Consider the following 25306-nt stretch of genomic DNA (forward strand, 5'->3'; position numbering starts at 1 on the left):
AATTCACAGGAAACAATCAGCATGCGTCGTTTTTCGTTGTGGTTGTCGGCCAGCGTGGCCGGCATTCTGATCAATCCGGCCATGGCCACGGCGCAGTCGGCCGCGGTGCCGGTAGCGCCGGCCGACCCGGATACGCCGGTGACAAAACTGTCGCCGATCAGCGTTCAGGCGCTGGCTTTTCCGGTGCCGCCGGAACAGGCGATCGCCCCGGTCGCGGTCGTCGACGGTACGGCACTGATACGAAGACGCAGCGAAACATTGGGCGAGACATTGTCGGGCGTGCCGGGTATCTCGACGGCCGATTTCGGGGCCGGTGTCGGCCGTCCGGTCATTCGCGGCTTGTCCGGCGCGCGGGTCCGCGTACAGGAGAACGGGCTGTCCTCGGCGGATGTCTCGACGCTCAGCCAGGATCATGCGGTGACGATCGACCCCTATTCGGCCAAACGCATCGAAGTGCTCAAGGGCCCGTCGACATTGCTATACGGTTCCGGGGCGATCGGCGGTGTGGTCAATGTCGTCAGCGATCGCATTCCCGATGCCGTCCCGGATGCTGGCATCAGCGGCTCGGCAGCGCTCGAGCGCGGCGATTCCACGCTGGGCACGCGTCTCGAACATCTGGACGTGACGGCCGGGCACGGGCCGATGGCCGTCAACCTGCAGGGGCTGCGTCGCCTGACCGACGATTACCGTGCGAACGACAATCGCCCGATCGACAACAGCGCTACCGATACCACCAACTACAGCGGCGGCGCATCCTACGTCGGGGACTGGGGCTATGTCGGTGGCGCCGCCGGGCATTTCGGTCGGACCTACGGTGTGCCTGGCGAAGAGTCGCATATCCACATGACCGAAAACCGCTACGATCTGCGCGGTGAGTTCAATGACCTCGTGCCCGGTTTCTCGACCATCGAATTCGCGGGTGCCTATACCGACTATCGCCATACCGAAGGCGAAGCCGTGCCGGACGAGATCTTCGACAACAACGAAACAGAATTCCGTCTGGCCGGTACCCATGTACCCTGGCACGGTTTCACCGGCACCGTCGGGCTGCAGGGCTTCACCCGCGACTACCAGGCCTTCGGTGAGGCACGGACCTTCGTGCCGCCCACCACGACGGACTCGATCGCTGCCTTCTGGGTCGAGGAGCGACCGATCGGCGAGCGCTGGACCGTGCAGGGTGGGGCGCGCGTGGAATACAACAGGCAGAACACGAGCCAAGGCCGAACCGATACGGATGCGGTGCCCTATAGCCTTTCACTCGGCGCCAAGCGCACGATCGGCCAGGCCTATGTCGTGACAGCCAGCCTGGGCCACTACGAACGGGCGCCGTCGACCGAAGAGCTCTACAGCTTCGGCCCGCACGAGGCCACGCTGACCTACGAGCGCGGCAACCCGGACTTTTCGACCGAGAAATCCGAAAACGTCGAGCTGGGCTTTCGCAAGATCAACGGACGCGCGCGCTTCGATACATCGCTCTATTACACGCACTTCCATGATTTCATCTATCTCGCGTCGGTGGATCGAGGCCTCAACGCCGACGGCACGGGCGCATCGAGTCGTGACGGCCGGCCGGACTATGTCGATGATGAGGGCATGTTCGACCCGACCGGCGAATTCCAGCTGGTCGACTTCGCGGGCGGCAATGCCAATTTCTACGGCGGTGAAGCCAAGGTCTCGTACGACTTGCTCACCGGTGTACGCCGGCTGACGGCGTCACTGCAGGGAGATTACGTGCGTGCTGAACTGGAAAGCGGGGAGAACCTGCCGCGAATCACGCCGGGCCGCTACGGCGCCGCACTGGATTACGAGGATACGCGCTGGACCGGGCATTTCTCGGTGCTGCAGAACAGCGCCACCGATCATGCCGCACCGCTCGAGGCCGTCAGCGCGTCGTTCACGGAAATGGACGCCTTCGTCGGATTCAAGATTCCGAGTTTCGACAAGACGAAAGCGCTCGTCTATGTCCGTGGCGATAACCTGCTCGACGAGCGCATCGTGCGCCAGACTTCGTTCCTGCGGGTCCCGTTGGCCGGACGAGCGCTCTCGACCGGGATCAACGTGACGTTCTAGTTGAGATCAGTATTTGCCCGCGCCCGGAGTGAGCCGCCAATGCGATGCAAGCCCTGCCAGGGGATGTTGATGCGTCGTTCGAGTTCGCGCCGAGCGCTTCTGAAAATTCAGGATAAGCGTGTGGCGAGGCGTGCCTCGCATGGCCTTTGATGCTGTGCGGGCAGGGGGGGCGTCATGTCGCCCATGGCTGTGCGCTGGTTGCGAAAGGCTGCGCTGCCCAAAGGTTGATCGAAGGCGTTCCGTGATGCCGCCTGTCTTGGCAGTGATGCGTCCAGAGTCTTGACGTGTGTTATCTGATACGACTTGCGTCTGATTACCAAGGCAGCACGCCGGTGAAGATCATCGGGCCATGGAAAGCACGTACCGGCACAGACGCCGATCGCCCGCGGCAGATACGCGAGGCATTCGCCTGAAAGACATCCTCGATACAGTCGGGATAAACCCGGCCGCCATTGCGTCGCCCGGTATCGGTCCGGGCGTCAGTTGACGTCGCCACGCGCCGTGCTGTTATCAATCTGGTCGATCAAAGCATAGTCATCGGCATAGAAGGCCGCGATGCGTTCGCGTGTGGCGGGTGCGATGGTGGTGCCGCTTGTGCTCGCAGCCGTTGTGTTCTCGCGCCCAATGTGTTGTTTCAGGCCCAGTTTGGAGAAGACGTAACGGGCATCCCGATCAAATGTTTCCATCCGGCCGAGAAAATCCACCTTGATGTGTCCGCGATTGTCACAAACGAAATATGTCTGCGGGTAGAGCAGCAGCTTGTCTCGGTAGAGACGGCGAGGCAGGCCTTCGGCAACAAAGGTGTCGAAGTCGGGATATTGTGCGATGTCTTCGGCGACCTCGAGATCCCAGTCCGCGCCGTTGCCGCCGGCGCATAGATAGTGATAGGCGCTGTGCAAGCGCGATGTCGGATCGCGCAGGAATGCGAACTTGAAGTAGCGGCTGAATTTCTTCGGATTGGCTTCTTCGTAGACGGACCAGGGCAGATGGGTGCGTCCCTTGGCCGAAGCACCCAGAGCTCGGCGTATCGAAGTGCCGCCGTTCTTGGGGATATGAACAAAAACACACCGGTTTCTGTTCATGTACGAATAGTAGGGAAAACGGCTCTCCCAGATCGGTCGATACAACCGACGTCGAAGCCGTTTGGCGAGCGCTAGGGCCGGCGTGTTTTCCAAGCTCGTCATCGCGATATCAGATCGAATACCCTTCGACCGTAGATCGGAATGCAGCGCATGGCAATCCAACGATGGGTTAACGCCCTGCCCGGAAGATGCGGACAGGGCGTGGTGTCGCCGGGCGGATGGTCAGCGCGGCGGCACTATTTTTCCTGGTAGTACGCCATCAGGATCTCGGCGACTTCCGGACGCGAGAATTCCGGCGGCGGGGCGATACCCTGGCCGAGCATCTCCCGGACCTTGGTGCCGGAGAGGATCACGAAGTCTTCCTTGGTGTGATCCGGTGCCTCGGACATCATGACGACGCGGCCGAGCTTCTTGGAGAAGGCGGTGTGATCGGCCTTGAAGATGTCGATCTCGAGCGCGTCCGCGGGCACTTTCTCGTCGAAGATGGTCTGGGCATCGAAGGCGCCGTAGAAATCGCCCACGCCAGCGTGGTCGCGGCCGACGATGAGATACGAGCAGCCCGCGTTCTGTCGAAACACGGCGTGCAGCACAGCTTCTCGGGGCCCGGCATACATCATGTCGAAGCCGTAGCCTGTGATCATGACCGAGTTTTCGGGGAAGTAGTGCTCGACCATCTTGCGGATCGCGGCGTCACGCACCCGGGCCGGCACGTCGCCGGGCTTGAGCTTGCCCAGCAGCATATGGACCAGCACGCCGTCGGCGCCGGTGGCCTCCAGGGCCATCTTGCACAGTTCCTCGTGCGCGCGGTGCATAGGGTTACGGGTCTGGAAGGCGACGACCTTCTCCCAGCCGCGCTCGGCGAATTCGTCGCGGATCGACTGGGCGGTGCGGAACGTCTCCGGGAAGTCGTCGGCGAAGTACGAGAAGTTGAGCACCTGGATCGGCCCGTGAACGAGATAACGTCCAAGGCCCTTGAAGGTGGCCACGCCGGGATGGCTTTCGTCGTCGGTGCCGAAGATGTTGATGACCATGTCGGTCATCTCGGCTTCGGAGATCTCCTCGATGCCCTCGACGTCCTGGATGGCGATCGCCGGCTCGCCGTCGACGTTTGGATCATTGAGTGCGATACGGGCAGCGCCCCGGATCGGCTCCGGATCCGCGACGATATTGACGATCGGGATCGGCCAGAACAGGCCGTCGGTGGTGCGCATGTCGCGCGCCACGGACAGGGCATCCGCCTTGGTCATGTAGCCGGTCAGCGGGTTGAAGTAGCCGGCGCCGAGCATGACGGCGTTGGCGGCGGCCGCCGAGCTGACGGTCAGCTGAGGCAGTTCATGTGCCTGTTGGACGAGCTGGCCACGCAGCGTCTCGTCGGCGACATACAACGGATTGAGTTCGGTCGAGCCGTGCGGTTTGATCATGAAGTTCGCGCTTTGATGGACGGTATCGCCGGCCGGGATCGGCCGTGATATAGCCGCATATTATGAAATGCGCGAAAAGTCTAACCGCCGGCTGTAACAAGCGACAACCCGCGGCCGTCGATCTATCGTTATGACGAGTCCTTCTTGAGAGTCGTGTCGTTCTCGCAGTTCGAAGCCTGACACTCGCCGTAGAGCACCAGGGTGTGCTTGGACAGATCGAAGCCCGATTTCTGTGCGAGATCGCGCTGACGCTGCTGCATCTCGTTATCGAAGAATTCCTCGATCTTGCCGCACTTCACGCAGATCAGGTGGTCGTGCGGGCCCTGTTCAAGCTCGAACAGCGCATGTCCGTCCTCGAAATGATGACGTATCACCAGACCGGCGTCCTCGAACTGTGACAGGACTCGATAGATCGTCGCCAGACCGATGTCTTCGTCGTTATCCATCAGACGGCGATAGACATCCTCTGCCGACAGATGATCGTGCTTGTTCTGCTGGAGCACTTCCAGAATTTTGAGCCGGGGCAGCGTGGCCTTGAGTCCGGCCTTGCGCAGATCGCTGGTTTCCATACGCGACACCTCGAAGAACGCGCACATAGACGTGGCGTGAGACCACTTTAGATGCGAATGATTCACAGTCAAGAGTGGCCGATGGCCGTGACGGTGCGCAATACCTATCGATTGTAGGTCAGCGCCTCGCCAATACAGCCTTGGCTAAGTTTACCGCCATGATACGCGAGTTGGCCAGACACGAGGGTGGCAACCACGCGCGCGTCGAAGACATGACCGGAAAACGGCGTCCAGCCGCATTTGGCCAGTACCGGTTCGTCGTCGACCACGGTGCGCGCCGTCGGATCGACGAGTACCAGGTCGGCCCAGTAGCCTTCGCGGAGATAGCCGCGGTCGATGATGTCGAATCGATCGGCCACGTTGTGTGCCATCTTGGTGACCAGCTGCTCGGCGGAGAAATGCCCGGCCGTGACCTGGTCGACGAGGCTGGGCACGGCGTGCTGGACGAGGGGCAGGCCGGCCGGTGCCGAGAAATAGGGGTTGTCCTTGTCGGCCCGGGCGTGCGGGGCGTGGTCGGTGGCCAGCACGTCGATTACATCGCCGGCGACGGCCTGGAGAATGGCCTGGCGGTCGGCTTCGGTCTTGATGGCCGGGTTGCACTTGATCAGGGCGCCGAGCCGGTCGTAGTCGTCTTCCGAGAAGAACAGATGATGAATGCAGGCCTCGGCGGTGATGCGCTTGTCTGCCATCGGCCCGGCCGAGAACAGGCTGAGTTCCTCGGCGGTGGTGATATGCAGGATGTGCAGGCGTGCATCGTGGCGGGTGGCCAGGTCGATCGCTTTTCGCGAGGAGGCGATACAGGCCTCGCGCGAGCGGATGACGGGGTGCTGGCGCATCGGCACCTCGTCGCCGAATCGGGCCCGCGCCTTCTCGGCGTTGGCCTCGATCATCGGCGTATCCTCGCAGTGTGTGAGGATCGGCAGCGGCGAGTGTTCGAAGATCGCCTCGAGTGCCGTATCGTCATCGACCAGCATCTTGCCGGTCGAGGCGCCCATGAAGATCTTCACCCCGGCGGCCCGGGTGCCGTCGACGCGCTTGATGGCCTCGATGTTGTCGTTGGTGGCCCCGAGATGAAAGCCATAGTTGGCCGTACAGCGCCCCTGTGCCATGGCCAGTTTGGCGATGAGCGCGTCATGCGAGATCGTCGGCGGTTTGACGTTGGGCATGTCCATGAAACTGGTGATGCCACCGGCCACCGCCGCGGCCGATTCGCTGGCCAGATCGGCCTTGTCGGTCAGGCCGGGCTCACGGAAATGAACCTGATCGTCGATCATGCCGGGCATCAGCCAGCAGCCGGCCCCGTCGATGACGCGTGCGCTCGCCGGTGCGGTGATATGCGATGCGATCTTTTCGATGCGCCCGCCGGAGACAAGCACATCGGCCTCGAGGCGCTGGCCTTCATTGATCAGCGTGGCATTGGTGATCAGGGTATCGGTCATCTCGGATCTGCCTGGCAGTCGTGAACAGGGCGGGGCGGTTCGTGGGAGGCGGCGTCAGTCGATGCGTCGGCTGGCGATTGCACCCTTGCCGACGCCTTCATACGCGCGCACCGCGACATGTCGGCCGGGATGGGCCCGAGCCAGCCGTTGTGCAATGTGGTCGGCGATGTTCTCGACCGTGGCCGGGGCATCGAGCAACACGCAACGCGCGGCGGCGATTTCGAGCGCGAATCGTCCCTGCGGAGCGGCATAGGCAAAACCGAGCCGGTCGGCATCGGCGGGCGTGGTCAGATGCGCGCGGCTGCCAATGAACACGCCCTGCCAGGCTGTTGCCCAGGCCGTGGCGAGATCGGGCCGGTCCGTGCCGTCGAGTGCGATCGAAAGACGACAACGATGCCCATGCGCCAAGCGCTGACAGTTGCCGTCGTGGGCCGACAGGCCGTGCGTGTAGTCATAGACCGGGCCTTCGATACGCTCTTCCCGGAGCGATAGCGACAGTCGACGAACGTTGGCCGGCAGCCGCGGCGCGACGGCGGCGGCGAGCCAGTCGGCCAGCCAGTCCGGCGTGAGTTCGGCACAGTCCAGAGCGCACATCGCCGACGATGGCCCCTCGTAGCGATAGTGGTCGCCGTTGGTACAGGCCAGCGTGGCGGTGCACTCGGACAGCTGCAAACCGGGCGCGCGTTGCGGGATCAGCAGACGATGATCAATCAGCGCGTCGATCTCGGCCTTGAGCAGTTTCTTGGCCGGCCCGAAGTCGAAGAGCATGCCGTGTTCGTCGCGCTCTCCCTCGAGCACGGCATCGACCAGCCAGGTGGCGCCGCGCAGACCCTGCGCTGCGTCGAGCACGCCGCAGTCGACGTGCGTGACATGGTCGACGAACAGCGCGATCGTGTCGTGTCGCGTATCCGGCGTCACGCCGTCGCGCGCAGGGCGATGCCGCGTTCCGGCAGCATGACCGGAATGCCGTCGTCCACGCGATAGCCGGTCGCTCCGTCCCGCGTGACCAGCAGGGCGACGACGCGCTCGTCGACGACACTGTCGTCGGCGTGCCGGGCGCGGCCGGCGGCGATGTCTGCATTGAGCGCATCGATCGTCTCGCTGTCGGCCGGCGAGACGCTCAGGCCGGAGACCGGGCAGACCAGAATCTCGAGAAGCTGCTTGTCCATGGGGCCGGTGCTGGAAAGGCGAATGTCGGTATTTTAACCGCCGGATCGGGGCGAAGGACAGTTTTGCCGGCCGGTCTGTATCGTCCCGGCCCGGCGGGGGCGACCGCGGCGACGACTGGGCGGTCGTTCGATCGATATTCCGGAGATGGCCGGCCAACGCGCTATCATCCGCCCCATGTCCGATATCAATCGCCGCTCTACCGCCGAACGCATCCACGACACGGCCCTGTCGCTGTTCGCCAGTCAGGGGTATGAAGGCACGTCGCTGTCGCAGCTCGCCGAAGCGGTCGGCATCCGTAAACCGTCGCTGTACAACCATATCGAGAGCAAGGAAGCGTTGTTCATGTCGCTCGTCGATGAAGTCGAGCACGCTTTCTTTGCCGAACTGGACGCCAGCGTGGCCGCGCATCGCGATGCCGACACCGAAACCCGGACGTTCGCGTTGGTCAGCGCCCTGTCGCGGTTCATCCTCGAGGCCGACCAGGGCACTTTCCACAAGCGTTATCTGCTGTTCCCGCCGCGTCCGCTTCTGGAGCAGGTGCGCCAGATCACCGCGCGCGCCGAAGCACGTATCGACGTGGCGCTCAGAACCTTCTACGCCCAGGGACGCGATGAAGGCCTGTGGCAGACGCTCAGCGAGCGCGAATTCCTCGATGCGTTCTATGTCCTGGTCGATGGGCTGTTCACTGAACGTTTCCTCTATTCCGTCGACGAATACGACCGTCGCGTCCAATCGGTCTGGCCGATCTTCTGGGCTGGATTGAGCCGCTGAAGCCCCTTGGCGGGGCGGCCGCATTGTGCGTTGCTCTCTGTGATGGTTACAATATAACATTGTGATTTCGGGCGGCAGTTCGGTCGCCCGTTTTAGTTGTTGCCGCATGAGGGGGCAGGTTTGATGTTGGGGACCATCCGGGGTCGCGTGCGACCGGTGTTTTGTATTGTAATGTTATTACCTTCGGTTTCACTGGCGGCGAATCCGGCGCCCGCGGCCGCCCCGGCTCCGGCGGCGCCGAGCGCTGGCTCGGCCGCGTCGGCGCCCACGAGTCGGCTCGATACCGTATCCGTGACCGGTGTGCCGATTCCCGGGAGCCCGCTGTCTCAGGCGGCCGAGGTCGACGTCGTGAATTCGTCGACGATGAGTGCCGACGGTGCGGCCAATCTCGGACAGGGCCTGTCGCATCTGCCCGGCGTGGATTCGATCGGGACCGGTAACGTCGCCGGTAAACCGGTGATTCGTGGCCTGTCCGGTGAGCGGGTCAAGATTCTGTCGAACGATATCGGCGTTTCGAGTCAGTCGTTCGGTGTGCGTCACATGCCGGTGACCGATCCGTTTCTGCTCGACAGGGTCGAGGTGGTGCGCGGCGCCTCCAGCGTGCTTTACGGCTCGAGTGCGCTAGGCGGGGCGATCAATCTCATGCCATTGGATATCGACTACGACGCTCGGGCCAAGGGTGAGCTGCTCGGTCGCTACGACAGCAATAACCGTGAATGGGATACCGGCCTCAAGGCAACCGGCGGCAACGGCCATTTCGGGTATGCCGCCGGTCTGATCCGGCGCGACGGCGGTGATATCCGCACGCCCGACGAGGCCACGTATTTCCCCGGTCCGGATGCCGCGGCCCATCCCGATGCCCCGGCCTATACCGGCCGCCTCAAGTACACGGATTTCAACCAGATCAACGGTACCGTGGCCGTCGGCATGCAGGACAAGACGCTGGGCGACTGGCGCCTGGCCTATTCGCGCTGGAACGACGAGCACAATTATCTGCTCCCGCCGCCGGCCGGCATCAAGCCGCCGCCGGCCGGTCAGGAAGGCGTGGGCCAGTTCATCGACGATCGCCAAGTGCAGCTGACCGGCCACAAGAAACTCGCCGGTATCGACTGGAAGCCGAACCTGATGTGGCAGAACAATCGGCGTCGCTCGAACGCCGGCGGCTATCCGCGCCATCTCGGCTTCGATGGCGATATCGATCTGCAGTTCGACCAGTACACGGCACGCCTGACCGGCCAGCACGGCGCGGTGCTCGGTCTGTCCGGCGGTACGATCGGCGTGGAATACGTCAACAAGCAACAGGTCTCGCGCGGGCGGACCCAGCTCTCGCCGGGCGGCGAGGTCAACAACGCGGCCGTGTTCGCCTTCGAAGAGAAGGACCTCGGCAAGCTGACGCTGCAGGCCGGTCTGCGTTACGACTATCACGACGTCGAAGCGCTGTCCGGCAAGACGGCCAACCCCTCCACGTCGGTGCGCGACGCCGACAAGCAGAGCTATAACGTGGTGACGGGCAGCATCGGCGGGGTCTATGCCTTCACCGACCATCTGTCGTTGGCCGCCAACGTCGGTCGTGGCTTCCGAGCGCCCACCCTGTTCGAGTTGTACGTGGCCGGCCAGCACGGTGGCGTGGCCGCCTTCCAGCGCGGCAACCCCGACCTCGATCCGGAAACATCGCTCGACACGTCGTTGTCGCTGCGTTGGGAATCCGATCGCATCAGCGCCGAGCTGACCGGCTACCGGAACGCCATCGACGACTACATCTATCTCCAGTCCACCGGCACCATGCGCAACGGTCTGCCGGTGTTCGATCACGACCAGGCCGATGCCGAACTCTACGGGGCCGAAGGCCGGATTCAGGCTCAGCTGACCGACTGGGTCTCGATGCACGTCAAGGGCGAGGTCGTGCGCGGCCGGCGTCGCGACAATCATGACGATCTGCCGCTGATCCCGGCCGATAATGTCGGTATCGGTGCACGCTTCACGCCGCACGGCCCCTCCTGGCCGCGCAAGACCTACGCCAGCATCGACCTGACGTATCACGACAGCCACGACGCCGCCCCGGGCGAGCCCTTCTCGCAGTTCGATACCGCGCCGTTCGGCCGGGCCTCGACCTCCGGCTATGGTCTGGTAGACGTGGGGGCGGGGGTGGCGCCGAAAATCGGCGGACACGAAGTCCAGCTGGATCTGCGCGTGCACAACCTGTTCGACAAGCCGTATCGCGATTTTCTGGATACCTACAAGGGCTATGCGTTGTCGCCCGGTCGCGATATCCGGCTGACGACCACCATCCCGTTCGATATCTGAGCCGAGCGTTGCCATGCGTGACCGATCTTTTCCCCATGTCGACGGCGCGGAGCGCGCGACCGGCCTCGATGCCCTCGGCGGCCGGCTGGTCGGGCGCCGTGGCCTGTCGGTTCTGATCGCGCTGTGGGGTTTGACACTCGCTGCCGGTCTCGTCGGCGGGCGAGACAAGCTGGTGGTGATCGCGATCGTGGCGTTCGCGGCCATGATGGCCGGCTGGTGGCTGGCCGGGCGCATCGGTAGCGGGGTGCGTGTGGCCGCGGCGGCCGATGGGCTGGCCGGTGGGGCCATGCTCACCAGCGCGGCTCTGTTTCTGCTGCCAATGGCCGTCGGGCCCGATCCGGTCTTGGGCAGTGCCGGTGTCGCGGCTGGACTGGTCATCGGCATTGCACTCGACCGGTTGATCGGCATCGAGCACGGCACCGTGCACATGCGCGATGCCAGCGTGGCGGCGATCACGCTGCATGCGCTGGCTGCCGGTGTCGTGATGGGCCTGATCTATGCCCGCATGCCTGCGCTCGGGCTTTTGCTCGGCACCGCGATCATCAGCCACAAGCTGCCGGCCGGCTATGCGCTGGCACGCAATCGGCGATATCGCGGGCTGTCCGCGGCGCCGATTCTGTGGCCGGCCGCCATGGTCGGGCTGGCCGCGATTCCCGTCGCGCTGACGATCACGCCGGGTACGCCGGCCGACAACGCCGGCCTGTTTGGTATCGCGACCGGCGTTTTCATGCACGTCGGCCAGGATTTCTCGCGCCAGCGTATCGGCGCGCCGGAAACATCGACGGCGAATCGCTGGTTCGTGATGGCGATGCTGGCCGGCGGGCTGGCGGTCGTTGCGCTGCGCTGGCTCGTCCAGGCCTGACGCGCTGTTCCGCGCTCGGGCCGTGATCTTCGGCCACGCGATGGGGCCGTGGTTTATCCTGCGCACGATCATCGGCTTGGGCGAACAAGAGTAGCGAATGAAGACAAGAACGCGGCGTCGCGACACGGCCTGGAAGAAGACGCTGGGCGGTGTGGCCCTGCTGTTGTGCGTGGTCTCGGCGAGTGCCTCGGCCGGTCAGCTCGACGGTATCGATGTCTCGTCGCAGGGCCAAACCACGACCGTGCGGTTTTCGCTGAGCGCGATGCCGTCGTTCCATTATTTCTCTCTTCCTGATCCGGCCCGTGCGGTCATCGATTTCAGTGATACCGAGGCCGGTCAGATTGCGCCGGTCGGCCATCAGGGCGCGGTCGACGGCGTGCGGCTGGCCCAGCACGCCGACGGCAAGCTGCGAGCCGTCATCGATCTGTCGGGCAGCGCGCATCTGGATGATGTGCACGCCGAGGGCAAGACGTTGGTCGCACGGATCTCCGGCGCATCGAACACGGGCGGCTCGGCCTCATCGGCAGTCGCGACGAAGGCCGACGAGAGCGCGTCCGGGACGAAAGCGGCCGCGGATACCGACGAACCACAGGCGTTGTATCGCACGGGCAAGGCCAGTGGGCCCATCGTCGTCGTGATCGATCCGGGGCACGGTGGCCACGACTCGGGCACGCGTGCGGCCTCGGGGCTGAAGGAAAAGACGGTGGTGCTGTCCATCGGAAAGGCGCTGGCGGCCAAGCTCAAGCGCACGCCGGACATCCACCCGGTGCTCACGCGCGACAGCGACCACTATCTGACGCTGCGCCGCCGGGTGGAAATCGCCCAGGAACACCATGCGAACCTGTTCGTCTCGATCCACGCCAACGCGTATCCCGACGACAAGTCCGTGGACGGGGCGACCTGCTACATGCTGTCGGAAAACGGCGCGACGGACGCCAAGGCCGCGCAGCTCGCGCATTTCGAGAACACACGCGATCGCAGTCTGGCCGGCGTGAAGTTCTCCGGCGATCCGACACTCAATGCGGTACTCACCGACCTGTTCCAGAACGCGTCGATCAACGACGCCAATAACGTCGCCCAGGACATCATCCAGCAGTTCTCGCACGTCGGGCCCATCTATCGGCACAAGCCGCCGCGGGCGAATTTCGCGGTGTTGCGTGATCCGATGATCCCCTCGGTGCTGTGCGAGGTCGCGTTCCTGTCCAATCCGGGGCAGGCGCGGGAGTTATCCAGCGATCGATTTCGGGACCAGCTCGCCGATGCCATGTACAAGGGCATCACGCGCTACTTCAAGGCGCACCCGCCCGAGCAGATCAAGGCCACCGCTGGCACGCTCTATACCGTCAAATCCGGCGATACGTTGTCCGGCATCGCGGCGCGACAGGGCGTTTCGGAAGCGGCGCTGATGGATATCAACCACCTGCATAGCAAGCGCCTGCACGCCGGCCAGAAACTGCAGTTGCCGAACGGCTCATAGGGCGCCTCGTCACGAGATAGATGGCCGCTGGCCCTTCGGGTTACCCCTGCCGGCCGCGCCACGCCGCGTCGCGGTCCCGCCATTCGTCAGGCAAGGCGCGACAATTGGCCGTGCGCCGCGACAGGCTCCGGCGCGCAGTACGGGGCGCCGGGCCGGCATATCCCGTATGGCGGCATGTCTGTTCGATCCGGGCCGATGAAGCGGCCGCGGCGGACGCTGTGAGCCGGTGTGGCCGCGCGGCCCGCGACCACATCGGATGGGGTCATGCGGCCTCGGCGCGCCAGGTCGGGAAAGGATCGGCGAGACGTTGCCAGGCCGCCCAACCGGCCGCGATTTCATCATCGGTGAGCAGACAGGCATCGAGCCGTGCCGTCAGTGTCGTCTCGTCCATGTCGATACCGATGACCACGATCTCCTGACGCCGATCGCCGTAGTCGCGGTCCCAGTGTCGTTGCACTTCGGCGCGCGTGTCGGGGTCGCTCGGCAGGCGGCCGGCCGCGGTATCGCTGGCCCACCAGAAACCGGCGGCCTGATGGGTCAGGGCGCCGCCGGCCTGGCTGATCTCACCGACCCAGTCGGGGCGCGATGCCAGCCAGAAATAACCCTTCGAGCGCAGTACACCCGGCCAGTCGCCGTGCATGAGGGTGAACAGCCGTTCCGGGTGAAAGGGCCGACGTCGCCGATAGACGAAGCTGGCGATGCCGTATTCCTCCGTTTCCGGCGGGTGCGATTCGCCGGCGAGCTCGCGCGCCCAGCCGGGCGCTGTGGCCGCTGCCTCGAAATCGAAGGCATGCGTGCCGAGCACGGCCGCAGGCCGCACGACACCGTGGCTTGTTTCAAGCACCGTGGCGCCGGGGTTCAAGGCGCGCAGAACGGCCCGGGCCCGTCCGCGGGTCTCCGGATCGACCCGGTCGCACTTGTTGAGCACGATGACATTGGCGAACTCGATCTGGTCGACCAGCAGATCGACCACGGTGCGTTCGTCCGAGTCATCGACCGACTCGCCCCGATCGGTGAGCAGTTCGGTGCTGGCGTAATCGGCCATCAGGGCCCCGGCGTCGACCACCGTGACCATAGTGTCGAGTTCGGCGATATCGGCCAGCGAGAAACCGAGCTCATCGCGCACGGCGAAGGTGGCTGCCACCGGCATCGGCTCGGATATGCCTGTCGATTCGATCAACAGATAGTCGAAGCGGGCTTCGCCGGCCAGACGCGTGATCTCGGTCATCAGGTCGTCACGCAGGGTGCAGCAGATGCAGCCATTGGAGAACTCGACCAGGCGCTCGTCGACGCGCGACAGACCGCCGGTCTCGCGCAGCGTCGCCGCGTCGATATTGATCTCGCTCATGTCGTTGACGATCACGGCCACCTTGAGGCCGGCACGGTTGGCGAGGATGTGGTTGAGCAGGGTGGTCTTGCCGGCGCCGAGAAAACCGGAAAGCACCGTGACGGGAAGTCTGGCGTGCTGAGGCATGGCCGATCTCCATCAGAATGTTTATCAGTAATGTTATAATATAACACTCAAGAGACAGAAGATGCACGGCGACGCGTTGAAGCGTCAGCCGGCCTCGCTCTGGTCGGCGCAGAGCGCGCAGAGTCCGTCGACTTCCAGCGTCTGATGATCGATAACGAAGCCGGCCCGTCGTGCCTCACGGTCGATGGCGCGATCGATCTCGTTGCTCTGGATCTCGGCCGCCCCGCCGCACACGCGGCAGATGAAGAACTTGGGCTGGCCTCGGTCGTGGTCCACCGCGCAACCGATGAAGGCGTTCTGCGACTCGATCTTGTGGATCAGGCCGGCTTCCAGTAGAAAATCCAGCGCACGATAGATCGTCGGCGGAGCCGCGTTGCCGCGCTCGGCGTTGATCTGGGCGAGCAGATCATAGGCCTTGGTCGGCTGATGATTGGCCCAGATCAGTTCGAGGACGCGACGCCGGATCTCGGTCAGGCGCAGACCGCGCTCGCGACACAGCGCATCAGCGCGTGTCAGCGCATCGGCAATGCAGGCCTGATGATCGTGACGTGTGTGGCTTAGCGCTACGTTGGACGTTGGATGCGGCATGATTCGAACCCGAAGGCCGTCAAAGCAATGCCCCATTGTGGCGCGAACTGCGTGCCCTGGCGAACATCGCCGGCCGCAATCGCAGCTTGTGGATGCTGTCGCCCGGGGTTTGGCGGTACGATAAGCCATTGATGAGCCTGTCGTGACGGTCGACTGGTCACGAGATCCGCGGTGCTGGATCAGTGCGGGCCTGTCCTGGCAGGCGCGTTGCAGTCGATCGGGCAGCAGGCAGGGCATGGGAAATCGCCGACCCGGCGGTTTGCCGCGTGTCGGGATCAATGAATAACAATCGGGAGCGTGAGCATGGGTGTTTTGGCGAAGAGCGCCGTTGGGGTCGGCCTCGCCGGTCTGGTTCTGGCAGGACTGGCCGGCTGCGGCCAGGCACAGCCGGCCGCCGACTGCGGCGAGCTGAGCGCCACGCGTGCCTGGGTCACGCCGGCGCATGCCGGCTCGCGCGAGATGCTGGGCTACATGCAGTTGCACAACGACGGCAGCCAGGATGTGGTCGTCGAGAGTGTTTCGAGCAGCCAGTTCGATCGGGCACTTTTTCAGGACAAGAGTGCGGCGGCGAATTCGGCCGACGATGCCTCCGGCGGGGCCCAGCCGCTGGCGCCGTTCACGGTGCCGGCCGGTGGCGATTTCAATCTGGCGCCCAACAAGCGCGAGATCGCGCTCTATTCGCCGAGCCAGGCCTATCGCACCGGCGATCAGGTGGAATTGAAGCTGGTTTGTGGGCGCGATCAGGCCACGTTGTCCGTGCCGGCCGTGGTGCGCAGCGGTGATGACGATGACATGTCGCTGCCGCCGACCGATGACGACACGGTGCGCACCGAGGAAGCGCTCAAGCAGGGCAAGGGCGATACCGACGGTGTGTCCACCACGGACGATTCCCGGACCGCGAACTAGGGCGTGTCGCTGTCGTTCACCAAGATGCACGGCCTGGGCAACGATTTCGTTGTGCTGGATGCCTGTCGCGCGCCGGTGGTCATCGATGCCGAGACGGCGCGGCGCATCGCGGACCGGCGTTTCGGCATCGGCTGCGATCAGATTCTGATTGTCGCCCCGCCGCGCAGCGCAGACGCCGATTTCAGCTACCGGATCCTCAACGCCGACGGCAGCGAGTCGGGCCAGTGCGGCAACGGCGCGCGCTGTTTCATGCGCTATGTGCGCGAGGCCGGCCTGACCGACAAGACGCGTGTGATCGTGGATATTCGCGATGGGCGGATGACGCTCGAAGCTCTGGCCGATGGCACTTTTTCGGTCGCGATCGGCACGCCGGTGTTCGAACCGGCGCGGATTCCGCTGGCCGGTTTTTCTCGTGCCGGGGCCTATACGCTCGACGATGTCGCCGGCCAGCCCGTGCGGTTCGCCGCGGTGGCCCTGGGTAATCCGCACGCAGTGCTGGATGTCGCCGATGTCGCGGTCGCGCCCGTGGCCACGCTGGGCCCGGCCCTGGAATCGCACGCTGTGTTTCCGGAACGCGTCAACGTCGGTTTTCGCGAGATCGTGGCGCGTGACCACATTCGGCTGCGTGTGTTCGAGCGCGGCGCTGGCGAGACCCTGGCCTGTGGCAGCGGCGCGGTCGCGGCCGTGGTCACCGGTATTGCCGACGGCCGGCTGGATGCCGACGTGCGTGTCGATCTGCCCGGCGGGCGGGCGCGCGTGACCTGGGCTGGCGGCACGGCGCCGGCCTTTCTGATCGGCCCCGCCGAGCGCGTGTTCGAAGGTCAGCTGCTATCGTCATAGAATCGAGTCGAGGCGAGTCAGCGGCCGCTGGCCCACTCGCGTCGTTGCATCACGTCGTCATCCCGATTGGTTCGACATGAACGAAGTACAAACGCCTGCCACGCAGACACCCGAATTCGACGAAGCCGAAATCGCGGCGTATCTGGTCGCGCATCCGGAGTTCGCCCGACGTCATCCCGAGGCGTTCGAGGCCCAGGATATTGCCCACGTGACGCAGGGTGCGGCCTCGTTGATCGAGCGCCAGGTTGCGGTTCTGCGCCAGACCAATCGCGAACTCGCCGCGCGTTTCGAGTCGCTGGTGGCCACAGCCCGCGCCAACGAGCACCGCGTCGTCGAGCTCAACCGGGTCGCGCGCGTCATGGTCGGCGCCACCGACGTGGATGCGATGCTCGAGCGGCTGATCGATTGCTTGAAGACGGATCTCGCGGTCGATCGGGTCTACATCGGGCTCACCGGGGCGCTGCCGGCCGAGGTGGCACGCATCGAAACACTGGTCGAGGACAGCGATGCGGGGCGTGCGCTGGTCAACACGTTTCGGCGCGGCAAACCGATCTGCGGCGAGATCACGCCGACCCAGGCGGCTGCGCTCTTCCCCGCTGACGAGGCGAGTCCGATGGCCAGCGCAGCCGCCATTCCGCTCGGCCGGCAGCGGGTGGTCGGCGCCATCGTGCTGGCCAGCGCCGATCCGGGGCGTTTCACGGCGGACATGGGCACGTTGTTCGTCGAGCTGTTCGGTGAGCTGCTGAGCGCGACGCTGACCCGGTTGCTCGGCGCCGAGCCCATGGCCTGAGCGTGTCGGCGCCCACCGAGACAGAGACCGAGGCCATATCCGATCGGCTGCACGGCTACGGGCAGGTCATCACGGCCTATCTCGAACATCTGCGGCATGTTCGTCGGGTATCGTCGCATACGGTGGCGGCATATCGACGGGATCTCGACGCCGCGGCCGAGACGCTGGCCGCGCGCGGTTGCCCGGACTGGCAGCGCGTGAGCGCAGCCGACCTGCGCGATCTGCTGGCCGCGCGCCACCGCGCCGGTGCCAAGCCGGCCAGCCTGGCACGACTGGCCTCGTCGTTGCGCAGTTTCTATACGTGGCAGATGCGCGAAGGCCGGGCCGAACGCAACCCCGCCCAGGACGTGCGGGCACCGAAAAAGCCCGCGCATCTGCCATCGACGATCGATGTCGATGACCTGGCCGGGATGCTCGATGTCGAGCCGGACGACACGCTGGCGGTCCGCGATCACGCCCTGCTTGAACTGTTCTACAGTGCCGGCGCCCGCCTGGCCGAGGTCGCGGGCATGGATCTCGCCGATCTGGATCTGGCCGCCGGTGAGGCCCGGGTAATCGGCAAGGGCAATCGAGAGCGTACGGTGCCCGTCGGATCGCGTGCCCGGACCGCGCTTTCCCGGTGGCTGACGGAGCGCGGGGCGCTGGCCGGCGTCGACGAGCCGGCGCTGTTCGTCTCGAAACGCGGCACGCGTCTGTCACGCCGCTCGATCGGCCTGCGCATGGAGCGCTGGGCGCTGTCGCACGGTCTGCCGGTGCACCTGCACCCACACAAGCTGCGCCACTCGTTCGCCACGCATCTGTTGGAATCTTCGGCTGACCTGCGGGCGGTTCAGGAATTGCTGGGCCATGCCAATATCAGCACCACACAGATCTATACACATCTGGATTTCGCGCATCTGGCCAAGGTCTACGACGCCGCGCATCCGCGGGCCCGTGGCCGCGCCGAAGACGAATAGCGCTCGACTCAGGCCACGGCGTGGCCGGCGGCGAACAGCGTTCGATAGCGCGTCGGCGTATGGCCCGTCAGGGCCCGGAAATGTCGATTGAAGTTGGACAGATTGCGATAGCCGACCCGGAAGCAGATGTCGGCGACCGTGTCCTCGCTCTCCACGAGCAGGGCGCAGGCCCGGTCGATGCGCATGCGCCGCACGAAGGCGACGAAGGTATCGCCCGTGGCACGCTTGAAGAAGCGCGAAAAGGCCGACGGCGTCATGTCCTGCCAGTGCGCGAGCCGCGACATCGACAGCGGCCGGTCGAAGTGGCCGTGCAGGTACCGCAGGATGGCATCGACCTGCTCGGAGCGCACCGCGCTGTGCTCGAGCCGATAGGTCGGGCTGGCCAGCGGTCGGGCCGGCGTCCCGGCCAGCAGGTCGAGCAGGGTCATCAGGCTGGCCAGCCGGGCCATCGGCGCCAGATCTCCCATCTCACGCAGCCGTCGCGCGACCTCGGTTGCGGTCGGCCCCTCGAAGACCAGACCGCGATCGGCGCCGGTCAGCAGATCCTCGACCCGGGCCAGTTCCGGGCACACCGCGGCCAGACGTCGCAGCCAGTCGCCGGAGAACTGCAGGACCACGTCGCGCTCGGCGATGCGCTCGTCGGCGTGGGCGAGATCGCTGAACCACACGTGCGGCAGATTCGGGCCGGTCAGCACGAGATTGCCCGGTCCGAAGCGGCCGGCGAAGTCGCCGACCACGTAATGCCCGGACGAATACTGGACCAGATGCAGCTCGTACTCGGGATGATAGTTCCAGCGCGCGATCGCGTCCGGATAACCGTGCATGTGCCAGTAGAAACTGTGACGCGGATCCTGGCCGACCCGTTCGAAGATCGGGTCGCCGAGCGGGGCGTGGCCGGCGTTTGATCGCGGCGCGGTCATGCGCATGAAATTAGCCTCGTGTCGTCGGTTGAAACAGCCTGAACCTGTTCTGCTTTAGTCGTATCCGAGCCTGTATTGGCCAGCTATCCGGCTTTTCGATATATCAGCAAGATCATGATTTTTATCATTAAATTGTGATTCTGGCATGCCGCCTGCAAAAAAGTATCAGGTCGTCGCAAAAGCCGCGCTAGCGGCCGAAGCCCCCCGAGCCTAGCGTCATGGACGTGAATTGCGCCGGAGATCATCCGGTGCCGGGAGGAGGATTCGATGAAGCAGGCCCAGGCGCTGGTGCTGGAACGCCAGCATGAACTCAATCTGCGCGAGATCGCGCTCGATGACACCCTTGGCGCGACCGATGTCCGGGTCGCGGTGCATACGGTGGGTATCTGCGGCAGTGATGTGCATTACTACACGCACGGGCGTATCGGGCCGTTCGTCGTCGAAGCCCCGATGGTGCTCGGCCACGAGGCGGCCGGCACCGTCATCGAGGTCGGCGATGCGGTGACCGGGCTCGACGTGGGCGATCGGGTCTGCATGGAGCCGGGCGTGCCGGACATGAATTCGCCTGCGGCCCGTCTTGGCGTCTACAACGTGGACCCGGCGGTCACGTTCTGGGCCACGCCCCCGATTCACGGCTGCCTGACCGGCGAAGTCGTGCACCCGGCGGCGTTTACCTATCGGCTGCCCGATTCGGTCTCGTTCGCGGAAGGCGCGATGGTCGAGCCGCTGGCGATCGGCATGCAGGCCGCCGTCAAGGCGCGGATGACGCCGGGCGATGTCTGTGTGGTCACGGGCGCCGGACCGATCGGCCTGATGGTGGCGCTGTCGGCGCTGGCCGCCGGGGCCTCGGACGTGATCGTCTCCGATCTGGTCGATGACAAGCTCGACATCGCGGCCGGTTACGCTGGCATCACCCCCGTCAACGTCACGCGCGAATCGCTGCGCGACGTGGTGGCCGCGCGCTGCGGCAGCGACTGGGGCGCGGATGTGGTCTTCGAGGCCAGCGGCAGCCCGCGGGTCTACGACGACGTTCTGGCCGTCGCTCGGCCTGCCGGCTGTGTCGTGCTGGTCGGTATGCCGGTCGAGCCGGTCACGCTGGATATCGTCGCGGCCCAGGCCAAGGAGCTGCGTATCGAGACCGTCTTTCGTTACGCCAACGTCTACGACCGCACGATCGCGCTGCTGGCTTCCGGCAAGGTCGATCTCAAGCCGCTGATTTCCGAGACCTTCGACTTCAAGGACAGCGTCGCGGCCTTCGAGCGGGCAGCCGAGGGCCGGGCCACGGACGTGAAGCTGCAGATCCGCGTCAGCGACGGCTGAGCCGCGTCGTCGGGACGTCATCAGGACGTCATTAGGGACAACACGATAAGAGACTCGGAGGACACACCATGAGCCATTCTTCATTCGATCGTCGCAGTTTTCTCAAGGGTGCCGGCGGGCTGGCTGCGTTGACCGCGCTGGGGGCCGGTGGTCTGCGCAATGCGCTGGCGGCCCAGATCGCCGATGACGCGACCTGGCAGCAGGCCAAGGGCACGACCATCAATTTCATCTCCGAGAACACGCCGCCGACCACGGCGATCGCGGCGAATCTCGAGGCGTTCAAGAAGCTGACCGGCATCACGGTCAACATCACGCAGATGGAACTCGGCGCGCTGGTCCAGAAGGTCGCGCTGGACTTCGGCTCCGGCCGCAGCGCCTACGACGTGATCTATGCCGATCCGTACCAGATCGTCGCGCCTTATCGTCAGGGCCTGACCGATCTGAACACCCTCAACGGCAAGAATGGCCTGCCGGCGATTCCCAAGGGCGTGGGCGATTTCATCCCGACCCAGCTCGGGGCGGCCGGCTATTTCGAGAATCGCAAGTCGCTGTATGCGCTGCCCTACGATTGTCCGACGATGATCTGGATCTATCGCAAGGATCTGTTCGACAAGTATCACGATCGGATGGCCGCCGATCTCGGCTTCGATCCGACGCCGTCGGACAAGATCACCTGGGAGCAGTACTACCGGATCGCCGAATGGTTCAACGGCGATCACGTCAAGGAGGTCAAGTACGGCACCGGCCATCAGGCCAAGCAGTACGACTCGCTGCAGTGTGATTTCTCCAATGTGCTGATGGCCTACGGCGGCGAATACTTCAACAACGGTGATCGGGTCGGGCTGCTTGGCAGCGCCGAGCCCGGCCCCTGCACGCTCGATCAGCCGGCTGCCATCGAAGCCGCGACCTTCTACCAGAAACTCCTCAAGATCGCCGATCCCGGCAGCACGAGCTGGGACTGGACAGGCCTGGCCAATGCGTTTGGCAACAAGCGTTTCGCGATGATGCCGCAGTGGCACGAATTCGCAGGTTCGCTCGAATCGGGCGATCTCAAGGGCAAGGTCGGCTATGCGCCGTTGCCGACCGGGCCCAAGCGCAGCGTCAATCTGTACGGCGGCTGCGGGATCGGCATCAACGGCAACGCCACCGGCAAGCAGCAGACGGCCGCCTGGCTGTTCCTGGTCTGGGCGACATCGCCGCAGACTCAGCTCGCGGGTCTCAAGAGCAAGGCCGGCGGCGGCACACCGACGCGCACTTCGGTCTATGAGATGCCGGAAGTCCAGAAAGCGAGCACGCCGCCGACCGATATGCCCAACATGCTCACAGCCGATACGATGAAAGTCGCCTGGCAGCCCGATCATATCGGCCTGCGTCCGAAGATTCCGTCCTGGAACCAGGCTGATACCGCGGTCTTCACCGAGCTGTCACGCATGTTGGCCGGGCAGAAGAAGCCGGCCGCCGCGATGAAGGCCGCCAAGCGCAAGGTCGACTCGGCCACGGGAGCCTGATCCATGACAACGCGCGTGAAGCGCCCGGGACAGGGATTCGAGCTGGCGATGATGACGCCGGCTCTGATTCTCCTGGCGGCCATTTCGCTGGTGCCGCTGGGCACGATGATCTACATGAGCCTGTCGAAAGTCAGCCTCATCGGCGGATTGTCGTTGAGCTTCGCCGGGCTCGCCAACTGGACGCGTCTGTTCACCGATCCGGATATCGGTGCGAGCTGGCTTCGGACGGTGGTTTACTTCGTGGCCACCGTTGGCCTGGAAATGGTGCTGGGCACACTGATCGCGCTGCTCGTCCATTCGCTGATCCGCGGGCGCAATCTGGTGCTTTCGCTGGTGCTGATCCCGATGTTCATCGCGCCGATCATCGTCGGGCTGCTCGGCCGATTCCTGTTCGACCCCAGTTTCGGGCTTTACTCGTGGCTGCTGGCCAGCACCGGCCTTTACGAGGGTAATGTCATGGGGTCGGTCGGACCGGCCATGTATACGGTCATCGGACTGGACGTCTGGGAATGGACGCCGCTGGTCGCGCTCATCGTGCTGGCCGGGCTGACTGCCGTGCCCACCGACATACTCGAGGCAGCGGATGTGGACGGTGCAAGCTATCGCCACAAGCTCTGGCACATCGTGCTGCCGGCCATCACCCCGATTCTGCTGGTCGCTCTGTTGATCCGGTCGATGGATGCCCTGCGCTTCTTCGCGATCATCTTCATCACCACCAACGGCGGCCCGGCGGATTCGACCAAGACCGTGCCGATCCGGCTCTACGACATCGCGTTCCGGTTCTTCGATCTGGGCTATGCCTCGGCCGTGGGGCTGACGATGCTGGCGGTCTCGATCATCATCGCCACCGTCTTCGTACGTGTTCTGGAACGTCGCGAGGCCACGCCATGACCCGTATTTCTCATGTGACATCCCGTGTGATGCGTTTTGTCCTGGTCGGTCTGGTGCTGGCCTGGACGCTTGTGCCGATCGCCTGGATGGTGCTGTCGTCGTTCAAGCCGGACAACGTGATCACCTCGGCTTCGCCGCAGCTGATTTTCTCGCCGACGCTGGCGCATTATCAGGCCCTGTTCTCCGGCGGTAACAATCTCTGGCACAACATCACGGCCAGCCTGATCGTGACCGGGGTTTCGACCGCGATCGCCGTGGTTCTGGGGGCGATGGGAGGTTATGGTCTGTCGCGTATCCGAATCCGCGGCAAGCAGCATCTGGCCTTCTGGATCATCAGTACACGCATGGCGCCGATCGCGGCCGTGATCGTGCCGTTGTATCTGATGTTCCGGTATCTGAATCTGCTGGACAGCTACACCGGCCTGATCGTGGCTTATCTGAGCTTCAATCTGCCGTTTGCCATCTGGTTGATGACCGCGTTCTTCGATGATCTGCCGCGTGATCTGGAAGAGGCGGCAACCATCGACGGGGCCACGAAATGGCAGGTCTTCTGGCGCGTCGCGCTGCCGTTGATGAAGCCCGGTATCGCGACCACCACGATCCTGTGTTTCATCTTCGCCTGGAACGATTACGCCTTTGCGACGACGTTCGGCGGGCCGGGCACGTCCACGATCCCGATCGCCGCCGCGCAATTGCTCACCCAGACCGGCATCGACTGGGGCCAGCTTCTGGCCATCGGCACCGTCGTTGTCTGTCCGATGGCGGTCTTCGGCCTGCTGGTCAAGCGTTGGCTGGTGACCGGGCTCACGCTCGGCGCGGTCAAATAGTACGCCGCGTCAGGACCAGCCGAACACGAAACAGCGAGAGGAGAATCCGCCATGGGCATCATGTCCAAATTCGATCTGACCGGTCAGGTCGCCGTCGTCACAGGGGCCAACGGCGGCATCGGCGAGGCGCTGGCTCACGCGCTGGCCGAAGCCGGGGCTGCGGTCGCGATCGTGGCCCGGCGCGGTGAACTGGCCGAGCGTGTCGCCGAGGCGATTCGCGGCGACGGCGGCACGGCCGAGGCCGTGGTCGCGGACGTCGCCGATCCCGAGGCCGTGACCGCGATGCTGGACCGGGTGACCGAGCAGCTCGGCCCGGTCGATATCTTCGTCAACAATGCCGGCACCTGTGAACACAAGCCGGCGCTGGAAGTCACGCCGGAGGGCTGGCACAAGGTCTTCGACATCAACGTGCATGCGCTCTGGTACTGCTGTCAGGCGGTGGGGCGGCGGATGGCCAAACGCGGCCGCGGCAACATCATCAACGTCGGCTCGATCTCGGCGGAGATCGTCAACCGGCCCCAGATGCAGCCGGCCTACAACGCCTCCAAGGCAGCCGTGCACCAGCTCACCAAGTCGCTGGCGGCCGAATGGGCCCCTTCGGGCATCCGGGTCAACGCGATCGCCCCGGGGTATGTGAAGACCGACATGGCGCCGACCGACGACCCCAGATTCAAGCCGTACTGGATCGACGATGCGCCCATGCAACGGGCGGCGACACCGGAAGAGCTCGGCCCGACCATCGTCTATCTGGCCAGCGAGGCCTCGAGTTTCATGACCGGCACCATCCTGAAAATCGATGGCGGCTATACGCTCTGGTAGGGCCACAGGTGGCACGCACGACACAACGACCCAAGACCTGCGGCGGCCGTGCCGGGTGATCCTCGGCGTCGCCGATCGGGTGGATCCGAGCGGGGCTTTGTATCCGCTCTGATGGGCGCCCGTTCGCGGGCGGTTTTCGAAAACAAAGGTTAGAACAATGGCAGTGGTAGCCCTGAACAACCTCGGCAAGCGCTATCCGGGCGCGGACTCGCTGGCGGTGACCGATTTCAATCTGACCACCGAGGACGGCGAATTCATCGTACTGGTGGGCCCGTCGGGCTGTGGCAAGACCACGACCATGC

The 25306-nt window shown here is 64.6% G+C and carries 24 protein-coding genes; 15 read left to right on the forward strand and 9 right to left on the reverse strand.

The window, feature by feature from the left end:
• Positions 1-21 precede the first annotated feature (21 nt).
• The gene (locus tag D3260_RS08770; protein WP_158583471.1) at positions 22-2070 is read left to right on the forward strand and encodes a TonB-dependent receptor; all 2049 of its coding nucleotides are present in this window, start codon (positions 22-24) and stop codon (positions 2068-2070) included.
• Positions 2071-2549: 479 nt separating this feature from the next.
• Here D3260_RS08770 and D3260_RS08780 read toward each other — a convergent pair whose 3' ends face one another.
• The 6 genes from D3260_RS08780 to D3260_RS08805 form a co-directional block, all read right to left on the reverse strand.
• Positions 2550-3314, reverse strand: a complete 765-nt coding sequence (locus D3260_RS08780; protein ID WP_147418148.1) for a sulfotransferase family 2 domain-containing protein — start codon at positions 3312-3314, stop codon at positions 2550-2552.
• 74 nt (positions 3315-3388) lie between these two features.
• On the reverse strand, positions 3389-4573 hold the full coding sequence (sat, locus tag D3260_RS08785; protein ID WP_120098211.1) for a sulfate adenylyltransferase: 1185 nt from the start codon (positions 4571-4573) through the stop codon (positions 3389-3391).
• A 128-nt stretch (positions 4574-4701) separates the two neighbouring features.
• On the reverse strand, positions 4702-5142 hold the full coding sequence (gene fur, locus D3260_RS08790) for a ferric iron uptake transcriptional regulator (protein ID WP_120098246.1): 441 nt from the start codon (positions 5140-5142) through the stop codon (positions 4702-4704).
• 104 nt (positions 5143-5246) lie between these two features.
• Positions 5247-6581: a dihydroorotase gene (locus D3260_RS08795; protein WP_120098212.1), complete on the reverse strand. Its 1335-nt coding sequence runs from the start codon at positions 6579-6581 to the stop codon at positions 5247-5249.
• A 54-nt stretch (positions 6582-6635) separates the two neighbouring features.
• Positions 6636-7499, reverse strand: coding sequence for a 6-carboxytetrahydropterin synthase (locus D3260_RS08800; protein ID WP_120098213.1), 864 nt, complete (start codon positions 7497-7499; stop codon positions 6636-6638).
• The gene (locus D3260_RS08805) at positions 7496-7750 is read right to left on the reverse strand and encodes a Trm112 family protein (RefSeq protein WP_120098214.1); all 255 of its coding nucleotides are present in this window, start codon (positions 7748-7750) and stop codon (positions 7496-7498) included. Before D3260_RS08805 ends, D3260_RS08800 begins: the two co-directional genes overlap by 4 nt.
• Before the next feature lie 175 nt (positions 7751-7925).
• Between D3260_RS08805 and D3260_RS08810 the strand changes: the two genes are divergently transcribed.
• The 4 genes from D3260_RS08810 to D3260_RS08825 all read left to right on the forward strand — a co-directional run bounded on the left by D3260_RS08810 (position 7926) and on the right by D3260_RS08825 (position 13165).
• Positions 7926-8522 carry a TetR/AcrR family transcriptional regulator gene (locus D3260_RS08810; RefSeq protein WP_158583472.1) on the forward strand — a complete coding sequence of 199 codons (597 nt, stop codon included), beginning with the start codon at positions 7926-7928 and terminating at the stop codon, positions 8520-8522.
• A 171-nt stretch (positions 8523-8693) separates the two neighbouring features.
• Positions 8694-10826 carry a TonB-dependent receptor gene (locus tag D3260_RS08815; RefSeq protein WP_120098216.1) on the forward strand — a complete coding sequence of 711 codons (2133 nt, stop codon included), beginning with the start codon at positions 8694-8696 and terminating at the stop codon, positions 10824-10826.
• 13 nt (positions 10827-10839) lie between these two features.
• The gene (locus D3260_RS08820; protein WP_120098217.1) at positions 10840-11688 is read left to right on the forward strand and encodes a ZIP family metal transporter; all 849 of its coding nucleotides are present in this window, start codon (positions 10840-10842) and stop codon (positions 11686-11688) included.
• Between the two features lie 97 nt (positions 11689-11785).
• Positions 11786-13165: an N-acetylmuramoyl-L-alanine amidase gene (locus D3260_RS08825; protein ID WP_120098218.1), complete on the forward strand. Its 1380-nt coding sequence runs from the start codon at positions 11786-11788 to the stop codon at positions 13163-13165.
• 262 nt (positions 13166-13427) lie between these two features.
• On the opposite strand, the gene D3260_RS08830 is transcribed toward D3260_RS08825, so the two are convergent.
• Together D3260_RS08830 and D3260_RS08835 are read right to left on the reverse strand one after the other, a co-directional pair.
• On the reverse strand, positions 13428-14639 hold the full coding sequence (locus tag D3260_RS08830; RefSeq protein ID WP_120098219.1) for a GTP-binding protein: 1212 nt from the start codon (positions 14637-14639) through the stop codon (positions 13428-13430).
• Positions 14640-14723: 84 nt separating this feature from the next.
• A complete protein-coding gene (locus D3260_RS08835) occupies positions 14724-15227 on the reverse strand; it encodes a Fur family transcriptional regulator (protein WP_120098220.1) in 504 nt (167 codons plus the stop codon).
• A 303-nt stretch (positions 15228-15530) separates the two neighbouring features.
• Here D3260_RS08835 and D3260_RS08840 point away from each other — a divergent pair, with 303 nt between their 5' ends.
• The 4 genes from D3260_RS08840 (at position 15531) to xerC (ending at position 18719) form a co-directional block, all read left to right on the forward strand.
• Positions 15531-16133 (forward strand): copper chaperone PCu(A)C, encoded by a 603-nt coding sequence (locus tag D3260_RS08840; protein WP_120098221.1) that lies wholly within the window; start codon positions 15531-15533, stop codon positions 16131-16133.
• A 3-nt stretch (positions 16134-16136) separates the two neighbouring features.
• Positions 16137-16973: a diaminopimelate epimerase gene (dapF, locus tag D3260_RS08845; protein ID WP_120098222.1), complete on the forward strand. Its 837-nt coding sequence runs from the start codon at positions 16137-16139 to the stop codon at positions 16971-16973.
• A 76-nt stretch (positions 16974-17049) separates the two neighbouring features.
• A complete protein-coding gene (locus tag D3260_RS08850) occupies positions 17050-17763 on the forward strand; it encodes a DUF484 family protein (RefSeq protein WP_120098223.1) in 714 nt (237 codons plus the stop codon).
• A gap of 47 nt (positions 17764-17810) precedes the next feature.
• Positions 17811-18719, forward strand: coding sequence for a tyrosine recombinase XerC (xerC, locus tag D3260_RS08855; RefSeq protein WP_120098247.1), 909 nt, complete (start codon positions 17811-17813; stop codon positions 18717-18719).
• 8 nt (positions 18720-18727) lie between these two features.
• Here the strand turns inward: xerC and D3260_RS08860 are convergent, their stop codons facing one another.
• The gene (locus tag D3260_RS08860; RefSeq protein WP_120098224.1) at positions 18728-19645 is read right to left on the reverse strand and encodes an AraC family transcriptional regulator; all 918 of its coding nucleotides are present in this window, start codon (positions 19643-19645) and stop codon (positions 18728-18730) included.
• Positions 19646-19906: 261 nt separating this feature from the next.
• Between D3260_RS08860 and D3260_RS08865 the strand changes: the two genes are divergently transcribed.
• The 6 genes from D3260_RS08865 to D3260_RS18105 all read left to right on the forward strand — a co-directional run.
• On the forward strand, positions 19907-20959 hold the full coding sequence (locus D3260_RS08865) for an NAD(P)-dependent alcohol dehydrogenase (RefSeq protein ID WP_120098225.1): 1053 nt from the start codon (positions 19907-19909) through the stop codon (positions 20957-20959).
• A 68-nt stretch (positions 20960-21027) separates the two neighbouring features.
• Positions 21028-22467: a substrate-binding domain-containing protein gene (locus D3260_RS08870; RefSeq protein WP_120098226.1), complete on the forward strand. Its 1440-nt coding sequence runs from the start codon at positions 21028-21030 to the stop codon at positions 22465-22467.
• A 3-nt stretch (positions 22468-22470) separates the two neighbouring features.
• A complete protein-coding gene (locus D3260_RS08875; RefSeq protein ID WP_199671430.1) occupies positions 22471-23358 on the forward strand; it encodes a carbohydrate ABC transporter permease in 888 nt (295 codons plus the stop codon).
• Positions 23355-24185: a carbohydrate ABC transporter permease gene (locus tag D3260_RS08880; RefSeq protein ID WP_120098227.1), complete on the forward strand. Its 831-nt coding sequence runs from the start codon at positions 23355-23357 to the stop codon at positions 24183-24185. The genes D3260_RS08875 and D3260_RS08880 overlap by 4 nt, the downstream gene beginning before the upstream one ends.
• Positions 24186-24236: 51 nt before the next feature.
• Positions 24237-25004, forward strand: a complete 768-nt coding sequence (locus D3260_RS08885) for an SDR family NAD(P)-dependent oxidoreductase (RefSeq protein WP_120098228.1) — start codon at positions 24237-24239, stop codon at positions 25002-25004.
• Positions 25005-25161: 157 nt separating this feature from the next.
• The coding region (locus D3260_RS18105) for an ATP-binding cassette domain-containing protein (RefSeq protein WP_120098229.1) at positions 25162-25306 on the forward strand (145 nt) is incomplete at its 3' end.

The sequence above is a fragment of the Salinisphaera sp. Q1T1-3 genome (assembly GCF_003602005.1).
Taxonomy (GTDB): Bacteria; Pseudomonadota; Gammaproteobacteria; order Nevskiales; family Salinisphaeraceae; genus Salinisphaera.